15 protein-coding genes are annotated in these 14,569 nt (G+C 70.6%); 9 read left to right on the top strand and 6 right to left on the bottom strand.

The window, feature by feature from the left end; translation table 11 throughout:
* The first annotated feature begins 10 nt into the window (after nucleotides 1-10).
* Both valS and BKA14_RS34825 read left to right on the top strand, forming a co-directional pair.
* Nucleotides 11-2,548, top strand: coding sequence for a valine--tRNA ligase (gene valS / locus BKA14_RS34830; RefSeq protein ID WP_184955006.1), 2,538 nt, complete (start codon nucleotides 11-13; stop codon nucleotides 2,546-2,548).
* Between the two features lie 67 nt (nucleotides 2,549-2,615).
* Nucleotides 2,616-3,164 carry a hypothetical protein gene (locus BKA14_RS34825; protein ID WP_184955005.1) on the top strand — a complete coding sequence of 183 codons (549 nt, stop codon included), beginning with the start codon at nucleotides 2,616-2,618 and terminating at the stop codon, nucleotides 3,162-3,164.
* Here BKA14_RS34825 and BKA14_RS34820 read toward each other — a convergent pair.
* Complete coding sequence (locus BKA14_RS34820) at nucleotides 3,161-3,925, bottom strand: hypothetical protein (RefSeq protein WP_184955004.1); 765 nt, start codon at nucleotides 3,923-3,925, stop codon at nucleotides 3,161-3,163. The genes BKA14_RS34825 and BKA14_RS34820 overlap by 4 nt on opposite strands.
* Before the next feature lie 54 nt (nucleotides 3,926-3,979).
* On the opposite strand from BKA14_RS34820, the gene BKA14_RS34815 reads away from it, so the two are divergent.
* Nucleotides 3,980-5,113 carry a DNA recombination protein RmuC gene (locus BKA14_RS34815; RefSeq protein ID WP_184955003.1) on the top strand — a complete coding sequence of 378 codons (1,134 nt, stop codon included), beginning with the start codon at nucleotides 3,980-3,982 and terminating at the stop codon, nucleotides 5,111-5,113.
* On the opposite strand, the gene BKA14_RS34810 is transcribed toward BKA14_RS34815, so the two are convergent.
* Nucleotides 5,106-6,119, bottom strand: coding sequence for a 4-hydroxy-3-methylbut-2-enyl diphosphate reductase (locus BKA14_RS34810; RefSeq protein WP_308441167.1), 1,014 nt, complete (start codon nucleotides 6,117-6,119; stop codon nucleotides 5,106-5,108). The two genes, BKA14_RS34815 and BKA14_RS34810, sit on opposite strands and share 8 nt — an antisense overlap.
* 52 nt (nucleotides 6,120-6,171) lie before the next feature.
* Between BKA14_RS34810 and BKA14_RS34805 the strand changes: the two genes are divergently transcribed.
* From BKA14_RS34805 to BKA14_RS34790, 4 genes are read left to right on the top strand one after another with little or no spacing between them, the layout of a single operon-like run.
* A complete protein-coding gene (locus BKA14_RS34805) occupies nucleotides 6,172-6,699 on the top strand; it encodes a hypothetical protein (RefSeq protein WP_184955001.1) in 528 nt (175 codons plus the stop codon).
* 50 nt (nucleotides 6,700-6,749) lie between these two features.
* On the top strand, nucleotides 6,750-7,343 hold the full coding sequence (locus BKA14_RS34800; RefSeq protein ID WP_184955000.1) for a hypothetical protein: 594 nt from the start codon (nucleotides 6,750-6,752) through the stop codon (nucleotides 7,341-7,343).
* Nucleotides 7,344-7,352: 9 nt separating this feature from the next.
* A complete protein-coding gene (gene xseA / locus BKA14_RS34795) occupies nucleotides 7,353-8,597 on the top strand; it encodes an exodeoxyribonuclease VII large subunit (RefSeq protein ID WP_184954999.1) in 1,245 nt (414 codons plus the stop codon).
* Nucleotides 8,594-8,797, top strand: a complete 204-nt coding sequence (locus tag BKA14_RS34790; RefSeq protein ID WP_184954998.1) for an exodeoxyribonuclease VII small subunit — start codon at nucleotides 8,594-8,596, stop codon at nucleotides 8,795-8,797. Before xseA ends, BKA14_RS34790 begins: the two co-directional genes overlap by 4 nt.
* 13 nt (nucleotides 8,798-8,810) lie before the next feature.
* Here BKA14_RS34790 and BKA14_RS34785 read toward each other — a convergent pair whose 3' ends face one another.
* On the bottom strand, nucleotides 8,811-9,404 hold the full coding sequence (locus BKA14_RS34785) for a DUF4245 domain-containing protein (protein WP_239092572.1): 594 nt from the start codon (nucleotides 9,402-9,404) through the stop codon (nucleotides 8,811-8,813).
* 100 nt (nucleotides 9,405-9,504) lie between these two features.
* Here BKA14_RS34785 and glpX point away from each other — a divergent pair, with 100 nt between their 5' ends.
* Both glpX and BKA14_RS34775 read left to right on the top strand, forming a co-directional pair.
* Nucleotides 9,505-10,548 carry a class II fructose-bisphosphatase gene (gene glpX / locus BKA14_RS34780; RefSeq protein WP_184954997.1) on the top strand — a complete coding sequence of 348 codons (1,044 nt, stop codon included), beginning with the start codon at nucleotides 9,505-9,507 and terminating at the stop codon, nucleotides 10,546-10,548.
* A 62-nt stretch (nucleotides 10,549-10,610) separates the two neighbouring features.
* Entirely contained in the window at nucleotides 10,611-11,264 is a 654-nt protein-coding gene (locus tag BKA14_RS34775) for a rhomboid family intramembrane serine protease (protein WP_184954996.1), read from the top strand.
* Here BKA14_RS34775 and BKA14_RS34770 read toward each other — a convergent pair.
* The 3 genes from BKA14_RS34770 to phoH2 all read right to left on the bottom strand — a co-directional run bounded on the left by BKA14_RS34770 (nucleotide 11,254) and on the right by phoH2 (nucleotide 14,541).
* The gene (locus BKA14_RS34770) at nucleotides 11,254-12,015 is read right to left on the bottom strand and encodes a S1 family peptidase (protein WP_311776117.1); all 762 of its coding nucleotides are present in this window, start codon (nucleotides 12,013-12,015) and stop codon (nucleotides 11,254-11,256) included. The genes BKA14_RS34775 and BKA14_RS34770 overlap by 11 nt on opposite strands.
* An 89-nt stretch (nucleotides 12,016-12,104) precedes the next feature.
* Nucleotides 12,105-12,833 carry an aggregation-promoting factor C-terminal-like domain-containing protein gene (locus tag BKA14_RS34765; RefSeq protein WP_184954994.1) on the bottom strand — a complete coding sequence of 243 codons (729 nt, stop codon included), beginning with the start codon at nucleotides 12,831-12,833 and terminating at the stop codon, nucleotides 12,105-12,107.
* A gap of 295 nt (nucleotides 12,834-13,128) precedes the next feature.
* A complete protein-coding gene (gene phoH2, locus BKA14_RS34760; protein WP_184954993.1) occupies nucleotides 13,129-14,541 on the bottom strand; it encodes an RNA 5'-3' helicase PhoH2 in 1,413 nt (470 codons plus the stop codon).
* Between the last annotated feature and the right edge of the window lie 28 nt (nucleotides 14,542-14,569).

Genomic DNA, 14,569 nt, shown 5'->3' with positions numbered 1-14,569 from the left:
CATTCCTGCCATGACTGATACGGGAACGACCGGGCGCGCCGGTCTGCCCGAGCGGCCGTCGCTCGACGGCCTCGAGGACAAGTGGGCGCGCACCTGGCAGGAGGAGGGCACGTATGCGTTCGACCGCTCGAAGGAGCGGGCGGATGTATACGCGATCGACACGCCTCCGCCGACCGTATCGGGCGAGCTGCACATGGGGCACGTCTTCTCCTACACGCACACCGACACGGTCGCGCGGTTCCAGCGCATGCGCGGCAAGGCCGTCTTCTATCCGATGGGCTGGGACGACAACGGCCTGCCGACCGAGCGCCGGGTCCAGGTCGTCTACGGCGTCCGGTGCGACCCGGCGCTGCCCTACGACCCTGAGTGGCAGCCGCCGGCCAGCCCGCCCAAGCAGCCGATCGCGATCTCGCGGCGCAACTTCGTCGAGCTGTGCGGCCGGCTCACCGCCGAGGACGAGAAGGCGTTCGAGGCGCTGTGGCGGCGGCTGGGACTGTCAGTCGACTGGGCCATGACGTACACGACGATCGGGCGGCGGTCCCAGACCGTCTCGCAGCGTGCCTTCCTCAACAACCTGGCGCGCGGCGAGGCGTACACGGCCGAGGCCCCGACATTGTGGGATGTCGGGTTCCGCACCGCTGTCGCGCAGGCCGAGCTGGAGGATCGGGAACGTCCCGGCGCCTACCACCGGCTGCGCTTCCACGGCGCGGACGGCCCGGTCGAGATCGAGACGACCCGGCCCGAGCTGCTGCCGGCCTGCGTCGCGCTGGTGTATCACCCCGGTGACGAGCGCTACGAGCGCCTGACCACGGTCCGCACGCCCTATTTTGACGTCGAGGTGCCCGTCCTGGCCCACCCGGCGGCCGCGAAGGACAAGGGCACCGGCATCGCGATGGTCTGCACGTTCGGTGACCTGACCGACGTCATCTGGTGGCGTGACCTGCAGTTGGAGACGCGGGTCGTGCTCGGGCGCGACGGCCGGTTCCTGCCCGACCGCCCGGCCGGCGTCTCCGAGGCGGCCTATCGCGACTTCGCCGGCCTGACCGTCAACGCAGCCCGGCGCGAGATCGTCCGTATCCTCACCGAGACCGGTGACCTGCTGGGCGAGCCGCGGCCGATCACGCACCCGGTCAAGTTCTACGAGAAGGGTGACTCGCCGCTCGAGATCGTCACGAGCCGGCAGTGGTTCTTCCGCAACGGCGGCCGCGACTCCGGGATCCGGGAGAAGATGATCGAGCGCGGCCGTGAGCTGCGCTGGTTCCCCGAGCACATGCGGCACCGCTATGAGCACTGGGTCAACGGCCTGACCGGTGATTGGCTGGTCAGCCGGCAGCGGTTCTTCGGCGTGCCCATCCCGATCTGGTACCGGCTCGACAACGCTGGCGAACCGGACTACGACAAGTTTCTCATACCGGATGAAGCGGCACTGCCGGTGGACCCCTCGTCGGAATGCCCGCCCGGCTTCGACGAGTCCCAGCGCGACGTCCCGGGGGGCTTCACGGCCGACCCCGACGTCATGGACACCTGGGCCACGTCGTCGCTGACGCCGCAGATCGTCGGCGGCTGGCACGACGACGAGGACCTGTTCCGCCGGGTCTTCCCGATGGACCATCGCCCGCAGGCCCACGAGATCATCCGCACCTGGTTGTTCTCCACCGTTCTGCGGGCCGACCTCGAGAACGGCGTCCTGCCCTGGCGCTCGGCCGTCCTGTCGGGCTGGATCCTCGACCCCGACCGCAAGAAGATGGCCAAGTCCAAGGGCAACGTCGTCACGCCGATGGCCCTGCTCGAACAGAACGGCTCCGACGCCGTGCGCTATTGGGCGGCCAACGGTCGGCCCGGCGCCGACCTCGCCTTCGACCCGGCCCAGATCAAGGTCGGGCGGCGGCTGGCGACCAAGCTGCTCAACGCGTCGAAGTTCGCGCTCGGGCTGGGCGCGGCCGAGGCGCTGCGGCAGCCGGTGACCGAGCCGCTCGACCGGGCGATGCTGGCCCGGCTGGCCTCGGTGGTCACCACCGCCACCGAGGCGTTCGACCGCTACGACCACACCGAGGCGCTGCAGACGACCGAGGCGTTCTTCTGGACGTTCTGCGACGACTACATCGAGCTGGTCAAAGAACGGGCGTACGCACAGGGGCCGGCGGCCGACTCGGCCCGGGCGGCGCTCGCGGCGGGGCTGTCCGTGCTGCTGCGGCTGTTCGCCCCCTTCCTGCCGTACGTGTCGGAGGAGGTCTGGTCGTGGTGGCGTTACGGCTCGGTCCACCAGTCGACCTGGCCCACCTCGTACGAGCTCACCCGGGTCGCCGGTGCGGGTGACGCCTCGCTGCTCGACCTGGCCGGGGAGGCGCTGCGGCAGGTCCGGCGGGCCAAGTCGGACCGCAAGCTGTCAATGAAGGCGGAGGTGCCGCTGGCCGAGGCGCTGGGCCCGGCCGACCTGCTGGAGCGGCTGGCGCTGGTCGAGGGCGACCTCAAGGCGGCCGGGCGGATAGCCAAGCTCGACATGCTGCCGGGCCGCACCCCCGAGCTGGTCATCGCCAGCGCGTTCTGATGTCCCACGGGCCCCGGCTCTGGCGATTTCGCCGGACCCGGGGCCCGTGGCAGGGCAGCATGAAAGCATGCCGATCGCGCCCGAGCAGGTCGAGGCGCCCGCCCGCGACGCCGTGCTGTTCAAGTCGTCGCCGGTGCGGACGTTCCTCGCGCTCTTTGTGCTGTTGATGCTGTCGTTCGCCGTGGTGGCGCCGCTGGCCGCGCTGCTCGGTGAGGGCGGGGCCGGGTATCGCTGGTGGCAGACCGCGCTGCAGGCGGCCGTGGTGGCCGGGCTGGCCGCCGGGGCCTACACGTATTCGACCCGCGGCTCGCTGACCACCTGGGTGCGGGTGTCGGCGGGCGGGCTGGAACTGGCCGCCCAGGACAGCGATCCGATCCTGCTGGACTGGGCCGACATCAAACACGTGACCGTACGGCGGGAGGGCCTGAAGAACCTGCTCGAGGTGACGCCGGTCGACCTCGACGTGGTGCATCCGGTGCAGGGCGAGGAGGCCGGGCCGCCCGCGCTGGCCGAGACGGTGGACGGGCAGTCGTTCACCGCGGACCTCAGCGAGATCTGGCCGAGCCCGCGCCGCCTGCGTCGCGAGCTGGCCAAATACCTGCCGGCCGACGGCTAGAAGTCGCCCCCGAAATCTCCGCCGCCGCCGAAATCTCCACCGAAGTCGCCGCCGAAGTCATTGCCGAAGTCATTGCCACCCATGTCGCCGCCATCGCCACCGAAATCCTGCGCGGCGTCGGCGTAACCGTCGGAGAAGCCGTCGCCGTAACCCATGTCGCCGAAACCGGGTGACAGCAGAGCGTCGAAGATCAGCATGCCGCCGAGCACACCCGCACCCGCGCCCAGCGCCGTCTTCCAGACCGGCGTCGAATACCACCCGGCGGGCACCGGACGGCCCTGGACACGGCCGCCGGGGTAGTAATAGGGCGTGTCGGCGCCGGGCTGGGGACCCGCCTTGTACGCGTGGCCCTGCACGTTGACCTCGCGCTCCTTGGTCAGCTGACCGGCGCCCTGGGCGGCCGCGAGCGCGGGCAGGTCGGGGCCGGGGTCGATGCCCATGGCCAGGCGCGCCGCCCGGACGTACTGCAGGCCCTCGAGCGCCGACTCGCGAGCCAGCTCGTACTGCTTCACGGAGTTGGCCTGCTGCAACTGGCCGCCGGCCGCGTTGTAACGCTCGCCCGCGTCGGACAGCGCCTGGCGGGCCGCCGCGTCGTCGCCGTGCAGATTCATCAGCTGGCCGCCGAGCCGCTCGTACCACCGCTGAGCCTCGGCGCGCGCGTCCTCCAGCCGGGTCTGCTGCGACGCCGCGCCGCTGCGCCGGGCCAGGAGGATCACCAGAAGGACGACAATGACGATGCCGAGAATCAGCAACACGCTCATGTTTCCACGGTACCCGCGCATTTCTCGCGACCACGGTCTGGCAGGCTCCGGTATGTGACTGTTTCGACGCTGCTCGTAGTGCTTGTCTGCTTGGCCGTCGGCGGTGCCCTGGGCTGGCTGGCCGCACGGCTGCGGGCGGCCGCCGACATCGCACGGCTCGAGGCCACGGTGCAGGCCCGGGCCGACGGTGAGGAACGGCTGGAGCAGTCGCTGCGGTCACTGTCGTACGAGGCCACCGCGCAGTCCCAGGAGGCGGTGGCGCGGGCCGTGGCGCCGCTGCACGAGACGCTGCGCCGCTACGAGGAGAGGGTTGCTGAGCTGGAGCGGGACCGCGTGGACGCGTACGCCGAGCTGCGCGAGCAGGTGCGCGCGATGAGCACGGTCTCCGGCGAGCTGCGCACCGAGACCAAGCAGCTGGTGTCGGCCCTGCGTACGCCCCAGGTGCGCGGCCGGTGGGGCGAGCACCAGCTGCGGCGCATCGTGGAGGCGGCCGGCCTGCTGGAACACTGTGACTTCGCTGAGCAGGTCACGGCGGCTACGGACAATTCCGGCGTACGCCCCGATCTGATCGTCAAGCTGCACGGCGGCCGGACCGTGGTCGTGGACGCCAAGGCGCCCCTGGAGGCCTACCTGTCGGCGCTGGAGGCCCGTGACGAGCGCACCCGTGACGGCTTTCTCGACCAGCACGCGCGGCACCTGCGCCTGCACGTCGACGCGCTGGCGGCCAAGGAGTACTGGACGGCGTTCGAGTCGGCGCCCGACTTCGTGGTGCTGTTCGTGCCGGCCGACCCGTTCCTGGACGCCGCCCTGCGTCACGACCCGGCGGTGATGGAACACGCGTTCCGGCGCAACGTGGTGCTGGCCACGCCGGCCACGCTGATCGCGCTGCTGCGCACGGTGGCGTTCTCGTGGCGGCAGGAGGAGCTGGCCCGCAACGCCGTCGAGGTGCACAGCCTGGCCCGCGAGCTGCACGCCCGGCTGGCCACGCTGGGCGACCACGTCGGCAAGCTCGGCGCGTCGCTGGGTGGAGCCGTCACGGCGTACAACCGGGCAGTCGGCTCCTTGGAATCACGCGTGCTGGTCAGCGCGCGCAAGCTGGCCGAGATGGGCGTCTCGGACGACGAGATTCCCGCTCCCATCCAGCTCGAAGTGGCCCCGCGCCAGCCCCAGGCGCCGGAACTCAGCTAGACGCAGCTGCTTTCTTCATGTCGCGGCGCAGCTCCTGGGGCAGCGAGAACGTCAGGCGTTCCTCGGCCGTGGTGAACTCGGTGACCTCGCCGAAGCCGCGCTCGGCCAGGAAGGCCAGCACCTCCATGACCAGGTCGTCGGGCACGCTGGCGCCCGACGAGACGCCGACCGTGGTGGCGCCCTCGAGCCACTCCTCCTGGATCTCGGAGGCGTAGTCGACCAGGTGACCGGCGCGGGCGCCGGCGGTGAGTGCGACCTCGACCAGCCGGACGGAATTGGAGGAGTTGGTCGAGCCGACCACGATCACGACGTCGCACTCGGGCGCGATCTCCTTGACCACGTGCTGGCGGTTCGACGTGGCGTAGCAGATGTCGTCGCTGGGCGGCGACTGCAGCAGCGGCAGCCGGGTCTTGAGCCGGGCCACCGTCTCCATCGTCTCGTCGACCGAGAGCGTGGTCTGCGACAGCCAGACGACCTTCGCGGGGTCACGCACCACGACCTGGTCGACCGCGTCGGGACCGTCGACGAGCTGGATGTGCGCGGGGGCCTCGCCGGACGTGCCGATGACCTCCTCGTGGCCCTCGTGACCGATGAGCAGGATGTCGTAGTCGTCCTTGGCGAACCGCTTGGCCTCGTGGTGCACCTTGGTCACCAGCGGGCACGTGGCGTCGATGGCCTTGAGGTTGCGCTCCTTGGCCTGCTCGTGCACCTCGGGCGCGACGCCGTGGGCCGAGAAGACCACCGTCGAACCCTCGGGGACCTCCTCGTTCTCCTCCACGAAGATCGCGCCGGCGGCCTCGAGCGTGCTGACCACGTGTTTGTTGTGCACGATCTGCTTGCGCACATAGACCGGGGCGCCGTAGAGCTTCAGCGCCTCTTCCACGGTCTGCACCGCACGGTCGACACCCGCGCAGTAGCCGCGCGGCTTGGCCAGCAGGACTCGCTTACGAGGTTCGCTCACCCGGCCATGGTACGTGCCGGGGCCGACACCCGGCTCGGCTGCGATCAGCGCCACAGCGCCCCTCGACCCGGACGCTGCCGACCGGGATACTCGTCGGGTGCTTGACGAGGATCGGCGGGACAAAGCGGTCGAACTGGATCCGTGGTGGGTGGTCACCGGGAACGCGCTGCGCTTTCTGCTGGGCGGGGCCTCGCTGGTCCTCGGCCTGCTGTGGATCCTGCTCAACGTGCACTCGGCCAGCGCGGCCGTCGACGCCGCGGTGGGCACCGTGCTCGCGCTCGGCGGGCTCGTGCTGCTCATGCCGCACCGCATCCGGCTGCCCCGCCGGACGACCGCAGCCGTGATGGCCGGGACCGCGGTGGCGGGCACGGCGGCCGGCCTGCTCGTCGTGCGCTCGAAGACGTGCTGCATGTTCGCGTACATCACCGACCGCGGCTGGCCGTTCCAGTGGGCCCAGCGGGGCGCGGTGGCCGACGACCCCGGCACAGCCTTCCGGGTCGCCCGGACCAGTCCCTGGTCGGCCGATCTGGTCTCGCTCGCCACCGACCTGCTGATCTGGTCGTACGTGGGCCTGATCCTGGTCGTGGCGGTGGTGCTGATCCGCCGGGTGGCCCACCGGGGGTAAGTCGGGCGAACCGCCGATGACCGGCGCCTTTTCGGCCGATACTCGGATCCATGCCTCAGGCCGCCGAGGACGAACCCGGCACCCTCGCCTCGACGATCGCGACGCTGCGTCTGATCCTCGGATGGGCCTGTGCAGCGCTCGGCGTGCTCAACCTGGCCATGGGTCTCACCTCGGCCACGTACGTCACCTTCCACGTGATGCTGCTGGTCACCGGCGTGCTGCTGCTCGGCCCGGGCCGGGCCGGACGGCCACTGCCGGGGTTCGCGGCGCTGACCGGTCTCGCGGTCGCCCTGGCCGGGCTGATCGGGACGGCACTACCGGCGCTGGCGGTGGAGTGCTGCTCCGGCGGATATGCGAACCGGCACGGCTTCCCGTTCACGATGCTGGCCCGTGATCCCGGCGGGTGGCGGTTCGACCCCGGGCGTACGGTGGCCGATCTGGTCTTCTGGCTCTGCGCCGGGGTGGTCGTCGCGCTGCTGGTGGCCCGGGTACGCCCGGCCCCGGCCCCGACGACGAGGCCGCGCCGGGCCGAGTCGCCGTGGGGGCGGCCCGCCGGGCACGCCGAGCCCCGCAGCACCGGCAGGCACGCCCGACCGGACCGGTCCCGGGCGGCGGACGACGAGAATGTCGGAGGGCTTCCGTAGTCTGGCCGGGTGAGTGAGCCGACCGCGACGCCGCCGACCGCGCCTCCCAAGAGCACGGCCGACGAGCCGTGGCCGGTGCGCGTCGTGAGTCAGAAGGTCAGCGCCTGGATCGCCAAGCTGGGCTGGGTCTGGGTCGACGGTCAGGTCGCCCAGATCAGCCGCCGCCCCGGCTCCAGCGTCGTCTTCCTGACCCTGCGCGACCCTTCGGCCGACCTCAGCCTCACCGTCACCGCCCACCGCGACGTGCTCGACTCCGGCGCGCCCGAGCTGGCCGAGGGGGCCCGGGTCACGCTGCACGCCAAGCCCGAGTTCTATCCGGCCCGCGGCACCCTCAGCCTGCGCGCCGACGAGATCCGTCAGGTCGGGCTGGGCGAGCTGCTGGCCCGCCTCGAACGGCTGAAAAAGCTGCTGGCCGCCGAGGGCCTGTTCGCCCGTGAACGCAAGCGGCGGTTGCCGTTCCTGCCGCAGCGGATCGGCCTGATCACCGGCCGGGCCAGCGCGGCCGAGCGCGACGTGCTGATGAACACGCGCCGCCGCTGGCCCTCGGTCGACTTCCGGGTGGTCAACGTGCCGGTCCAGGGTCCCACCGCGGTGCCGCAGATCATCGACGCGCTCAAGGTGCTCGACAACGACGACACGATCGACGTCATCGTGATCGCCCGCGGCGGCGGCAGCGTGGAAGACCTGCTGCCGTTCAGCGACGAGGCGCTCTGCCGGGCCGTTTTCGGCGCCCGCACCCCGGTGGTCAGCGCGATCGGCCACGAGACCGACGCGCCGCTGCTCGACTATGTGGCCGACCTGCGCGCCTCCACCCCGACCGACGCGGCCAAGCGGATCGTGCCCGACCTGGGCGAGGAGACGCAGCTCATCGAGCACGCCCGGCGCCGGCTCGACCGGGCCGTGCTGACGCTGATCGACCGCGAGGCCCACCGCATCGAGTCGTGGCGCTCGCGGCCCTCGCTGGCCCGCCCCGAGCAGCTGATCGACCAGCGCGCGGCCGAGGTGACGGCGCTGCGCGACCGGGCCGTGCGCAGCCTCGAGCACCGGGTGCGCCGGGCCGACGACGACCTGCGGCACACGGTGGCCCGGCTGCGCGCGTTGTCCCCGGCGGCCACCCTGCAGCGGGGCTACGCGATCGTGCAGCGCGCCGACGGGCACGTGGTGCGCGCGGCCGACGAGGTCAAGACCGACGATGTGGTCAGGGTGCGGCTCGCCGAGGGTGAGCTGCGAGCAGCCGTACGGGAGAACGAGTGAGTGACGAGAAACTGAGCTACGAGCAGGCCCGCACCGAGCTGGCCACCGTGGTCGAGCGGCTGGAGCAGGGCGGCAGCTCGCTGGAGGAGTCGCTGGCCCTGTGGGAGCGCGGCGAGAAGCTGGCCGACGTCTGTCAGCGCTGGCTCGACGGGGCCCGCGAGCGGATCGAGACCGCCCGCGCGGCTCGCAGCGAGAGCTGAGGCCGATCCGGCCTTATGGCTTCAGCGCGCCGGCCAGCGTCTCCAGGTTGTCGACGTCGGTCTTGCCGATGACCACGACCGTACGGGTCTGGTCGGTCAGCACGAGGGCCTGCTCCCCCGGCCGGGTGTTGTAGAGCTGCCACACCCCGGCGGTGGAGCGGAAGGTGCCGACCCGCTCGGCCCCCTTGGTCAGTTCGGTGGGCAGCAGCGTGGCCGAGGGCACGTTGCTCTGCACCAACTGCACCGGGTCCTTGTCGGGGTCGACGTAGCCGACCCGCAGCGTCGCGCCGTTCTCGGCCCGGCGGAAGGTCGCGGTCGAGGTGTGCCAGTCGTCGCCCAGGGCGGCGGGCGTCAGCACGGGGAACAGGCCGGCCCGCTGTGCCTCCTGGAACGTCGGCGCGGCGTCGACCGAGACCGGCTTGTCGCCGTCGAGCACCAGCCGATAGAAGGTGAGCAGCAGCGCGATCGGGATCAGCAGGACGGCCAGCGACATGATCATGTCTTTGGGCGAGCGTCCCTCACCGCGGCCGAGGCGCGCGGGCGGGTCGGCCGGGGCCGGCGGGTCGGCCGGGGCGGGCGCGGGTGCGGCGGGCGATGCGGGTTCCACTCACCCATTGTTAACCATGTCGCTGACGCGGGACTTTGCGCATCCGGACGTGTGAGGATCGGGTCATCCACCGGCCCCGCATCGTCGCGAGGAGGCGCCCATGCCCGCACGGTTCCCGCAGGATCTCGACCGCAACATCGCCCTCGACCTGGTCCGCGTCACCGAGGCCGCCGCGATGGCGGCGGGCCGCTGGGTCGGCCGCGGCGACAAGAACGGCGGTGACGGCGCGGCTGTCGACGCCATGCGCAAACTGATCAACTCGATTCAGATGCGCGGCGTCGTGGTGATCGGTGAGGGCGAGAAGGACGAGGCGCCCATGCTCTTCAACGGGGAGCAGGTGGGCGACGGTACCGGGCCCGAGGTCGACGTGGCGGTGGACCCGATCGACGGCACGACGCTGATGAGCAAGGGCATGCCGGGCGCGGTGGCGGTGCTGGCCGTGGCCGAGCGGGGCGCGATGTTCGACCCCAGCGCCGTCTTCTACATGGAGAAGATCGCCGTCGGGCCGGACTGCGCCGACGTCATCGACATCAACGCCGGCACCGCCGAGAACCTCAAGCGGATCGCCCAGGCCAAACGGTCCAGCATCTCCGATGTGACCGTCTGCATCCTCGACCGCCCGCGGCACGCGACGCTGGTCGAGGAGGTGCGTCAGGCCGGGGCGAACATCAAGTTCATCTCGGACGGCGACATCGCCGGCGCGATCTCGGCGGCCCGGCTCGAGTCCGACGTGGACGTGCTGATGGGCATCGGCGGCACGCCCGAGGGCATCACGGCGGCCTGCGCGCTCAAGTGCCTGGGCGGCATGATTCAGGCCAAGCTGTGGCCGCGCGACGACGCCGAGCGCGAGAAGGCGCTGGCCGCGGGGCACGACCTGGACCGGGTGCTGACCACCGACGACCTGGTCACCGGGGACAACTGCTTCTTCGTGGCCACCGGCGTGACGTCGGGCGACCTGCTCAAGGGCGTGCGTTACCGCTCGGGCGGCGCGCACACCCAGTCGATCGTCATGCGGTCCAAGAGCGGCACCATCCGGGTCATCGACTCGTACCACCGCCTGGAGAAGCTGGCCCTGTATTCGGCGGTCGACTTCGACGGCCACCTCCCGACGGTGACGCTGGGTGATGGCGAGCCCGTAATCTGAGAATTCGCTGTGGCAGGCCCGCCCGTTTGGCGGGCCTCGCCATCGCCTGGAACTATCGAATGATGAGTTACGGGGCATCCGAGGCGCGCGCCGAGGCAGAGGCCAAGTTCGGCACTGACGCTTTCTACGCGTCGCTGGGCCGGGCCTTCGTGACGATGTGCGCCGTGATCCCGGTGCTCTTCCTGATCGAGGCGATCGACGTCGGCATCGGCGCGGGCCAGCTCGACGTGGCCGGCGGCATCATCCCGCACCGGGTCGACGGGCTCGACGGCGTGCTGTTCAGCCCGTTCCTGCACGCCGGGTGGGACCACCTCTACGGCAATGCTGTCCCGCTCATCCTGGTCGGCACGTTCGCGCTGGCCGGCGGCACCAAGCGGTTCATCTGGTCGACGTTCGTGATCATGCTGGTCAGCGGCCTGGGCGTCTGGTTCGTGGGCGACCCGAACAGCGTGGTCGTCGGGGCCAGCGGCGTGATCTTCGGCTATCTCGGCCTGCTGGTCATGCGGGGCCTGGTCGAGCGCTCGTGGTGGAATTTCGGCGTGGCCGCGTTCATCGGCCTGCTGTACTGGTATCAGCTCTACAACATCCTGCCGACGGATCAGCCCGTGTCGTGGCAGGGTCACCTGCTCGGCCTGCTGGGCGGCGTCATCGCGGCGATCCTGTTCCGCCGCAAGCGGGTCCGGCCGGCGAAGCTCGACACCACGCTCAATTTCTGAGTTTCCGGATGGCCTTCTTGATTTCGGGACGAAACGTCGAGAGCTGCGTGTAGACGCCGGGATAACCGTCCCGAGCACAGCCCAGGCCCCAGCTCACGATGCCCACCTGCACCCATTCGCCGTGCCGGCCGCGCCCGATCATCGGGCCGCCGCTGTCGCCCTGGCAGGTGTCCACCCCGGGCGACCCGGCGCACAGCTGCTCGTCGCGCACCAGCTTGACCCCCGCCTTCTCGTACGCCGCCGCGCACTTGTCGTCGGGCACGGTGGGCACGGTGGCGTAGTGCAGCCGCTGTTCCTGCTGGACGGAGTCCTCGCGGGTCTGACCCCAGCCCATCACGACGTAGCGTCCGACCCCGATCGGGTCCTGGGCCAGCGGCAGGGTGGGCAGGCCGAGCGGACGGTCGAGCCGGATCACCGCCCAGTCGTCACCGTGCACCTCGTCGACGAAGCCCTCGGCCCGGATAACCCGTTCGGATCGGGCGGTCTGCGCGCTCCGGGACCTGAGGTCGGAAACCCCCGCGGTGACCTCGATGCCGTCGTTCTGGCCGGTGCCGTCGACGCAGTGCCCCGCCGTGAGCACCACCCGGGGCTCGGTCAGGGTGCCGCCGCAGCCCATCGAAAGCCGCACCGCCCACGGGAACTTGCCCTGCGGCGCCACCAGGCCACCGACGACGGGCCTGACGGTCACGCCGGCCTCCACGGGCCGGGCGTCGGTCGTCAGCACGGCGGTCACCAGTAAGACCAGAATCACCGAAACGGCATTTCGGACCATATCGGCATTTGATCACAAAGGAACAGGCCGCGCGGTTCGCCGCGCGGCCTGCCCGATTGCCTGTCTACTTAGTACCAGCCCACGTCCTGCGAGTGGCCCCAGGCACTGCAGGGGGTGCCGTAGCGGCCCTCGATGTAGCCGAGGCCCCACTCGATCTGGGTGGCCGGGTTGGTCTTCCAGTCGCTGCCGGCGGAGGCCATCTTCTTGCCCGGCAGAGCCTGGGGGATGCCGTACGCGCCGGAGCTCCTGTTGGTGGCCTTGTGGTTCCAGCCGCTTTCCTTCTTCCACAGCTTCTCGAGGCACGAGAACTGGGAGATCTTGAAGCCGGCATCGAGCATCAACGCGCAGCCGGTGGCCCGGTTGCCGCTGAACTCGTTGCAGGAGGCGGGAATGTCGCCGTCGAACTCCGGGGTGCTGCCCGAATCCGAGCCGGACTCCTTCTCGGCCGCCTCTTCCTCGGCCTTCTTCTTCGCCTCGGCCTCGGCGGCCGCCTTCTTCTGGGCGATCACCTTGCGCTCGGCCGTGTGCGCCTTACCGGCGGCGACCTTCGCGGCGGACGCGGCCTTCTCGGCGGCGTTGGCCTCGGTCTGGCGCTGGAACGCACGAGCGGCGGCGTGCTCGGCCTGACGTTGCTGCAGCAGCTGCGAATCGTCGACGGCGATCTGCGCGACGACACTCGCCTCGGCGCTGCGCTGGACTTCCCGGTCCTGTCCGAGGTAGATACCGCCGGCCGCACCCACTACCAGCAGGCTGACCGCGGTGACTCGTACTCCGACCCGGCTCCAGAGCCGATTCACGAAGAATCCCTTCGTCGGGGGCAATGACGCGGCAGCCCCGCCGATCAGGCGGACCGTGCCGCGAGCACCGCGACCCAACCGGGCCGGGACTGTGGGGTGAAGTCGATCTCCGACCACCGTGACCACGTTTGGCGCTCGTCAGACACCATGGCTCACGGTGAAGTGGATGTGAAATGACCAGGCGGTCTTGTGAACTTGCTCACACCGATTTCCCGCTCAAACCGGGTGAAAAGCCGCCGGAACCGTATCCTTCCGGAGGGGAATCCGCACTAACGGCACGGATTCCCCTCACTACTCAGAGTGGAATTTCCTCGAGCAAGTCGGTCACCACTTCGGCAATGGGCGACCGCTCGGACCGGGTCAGCGTGACGTGCGCAAAGATCGGGTGACCCTTGAGCGCCTCGATCACCGCCGTGACGCCGTCGTGCCGGCCCACCCGCAGGTTGTCGCGCTGGGCCACGTCGTGGGTCAGCACCACCCGCGAGCCCTGGCCGATCCGGGACAGCACGGTCAGCAGCACGTTGCGTTCCAGCGACTGGGCCTCGTCCACGATCACGAACGCGTCGTGCAGGCTGCGGCCACGGATGTGGGTCAGCGGCAGCACCTCGAGCATGCCGCGGGCCATGACCTCCTCGACCACGTTGGCGTGGGCCACCGCGCCCAGGGTGTCGAACACCGCCTGCGCCCAGGGCGACATCTTCTCGTTCTCCGAACCGGGCAGATAGCCGAGTTCCTGACCGCCCACCGCGTACAGGGGACGGAAGACGATCACCTTCTTGTGGCGGTTGCGCTCCATGGTGGCCTCGAGGCCGGCGCTCAGCGCGAGCGCCGACTTGCCGGTGCCGGCCCGGCCGCCCAGCGAGACGATGCCGACCGACTCGTCGAGCAGGATGTCGAGGGCGACCCGCTGCTCCGCCGACCGGCCCCGCAGACCGAACGCCTCCCGGTCACCCCGCACGAGCCGCACGGTTTTGTCCGGCGTGACCCGGGCCAGCGCCGACCCGCGCGACGAATGCACCACCAGCCCCGTGTGACACGGCAGGTGCTCGACCTCCTCCAGCTCCAGCTCGTCCCCGCCGTACAGGGAACTGACCTGGTCCTCGCCCAGCTTGAGGTCGGCCATGCCGGTCCAGGTGGGATCGCTGGCCTGGCCGTGGCGATACTCGTCGGCCGTCAGGCCCACCGACGCCGCCTTGACCCGCAGCGGCATGTCCTTGCTGACCAGCGTCACCTCGCGACCCTCGGCGGCGAGCCCGAGGGCCACCGACAGGATGCGGGTGTCGTTCGAGTCGTTGCGGAAGCCCTGCGGCAGCACACTCTGGTCGGCGTGGTTGAGCTCGACCCGCAGAGTGCCGCCCTCGTCGTTGCAGAGCACCGGCTGATCGAGCCGGCCGTACTTGACCCGCAACTCGTCGAGGAAGCGCAGCGACTGCCGCGCGAACCAACCCAGCTCGGGGTGGTGACGCTTGCCCTCCAACTCGGAGATGACCACCAAGGGAATGATCACCTCGTGGTCGGTGAACCGGCGGAACGCCGCCGGGTCGGACAGCAGGACCGAAGTGTCCAGAACGAAAACACGGCCCTCAGGGGCCGGTTCCGCGTCAGCGTGCCTGTCTCGGGACTGCCGTCCCGTTCGGGCTCGACTTGTGGAGACTTCGACGGCCGCGTCGCGGGAAGAGACGTCGGCGTCAGAACGGCGAGATGTCACAGGCCTGCTCCAGCGGCGGGCGTGCAAC

Origin of the sequence: Paractinoplanes abujensis (assembly GCF_014204895.1) — a bacterium.
GTDB classification, from domain to species: Bacteria; Actinomycetota; Actinomycetes; order Mycobacteriales; family Micromonosporaceae; genus Actinoplanes; species Actinoplanes abujensis.
The sequence above is the reverse complement of the archived record's forward strand: the minus strand, read 5'-3'. Positions and strand labels throughout refer to the sequence as shown.

Excerpts from the sequence above, each read along its gene's own strand:
- valS (WP_184955006.1), top strand. The coding sequence starts at position 11 with ATGACTGATACGGGAACGACCGGGCGCGCCGGTCTGCCCGAGCGGCCG.
- BKA14_RS34825 (WP_184955005.1), top strand. The coding sequence starts at position 2,616 with ATGCCGATCGCGCCCGAGCAGGTCGAGGCGCCCGCCCGCGACGCCGTG.
- BKA14_RS34820 (WP_184955004.1), bottom strand. The coding sequence starts at position 3,925 with ATGAGCGTGTTGCTGATTCTCGGCATCGTCATTGTCGTCCTTCTGGTG.
- BKA14_RS34800 (WP_184955000.1), top strand. The coding sequence starts at position 6,750 with ATGCCTCAGGCCGCCGAGGACGAACCCGGCACCCTCGCCTCGACGATC.
- glpX (WP_184954997.1), top strand. The coding sequence starts at position 9,505 with ATGCCCGCACGGTTCCCGCAGGATCTCGACCGCAACATCGCCCTCGAC.
- BKA14_RS34775 (WP_184954996.1), top strand. The coding sequence starts at position 10,611 with ATGAGTTACGGGGCATCCGAGGCGCGCGCCGAGGCAGAGGCCAAGTTC.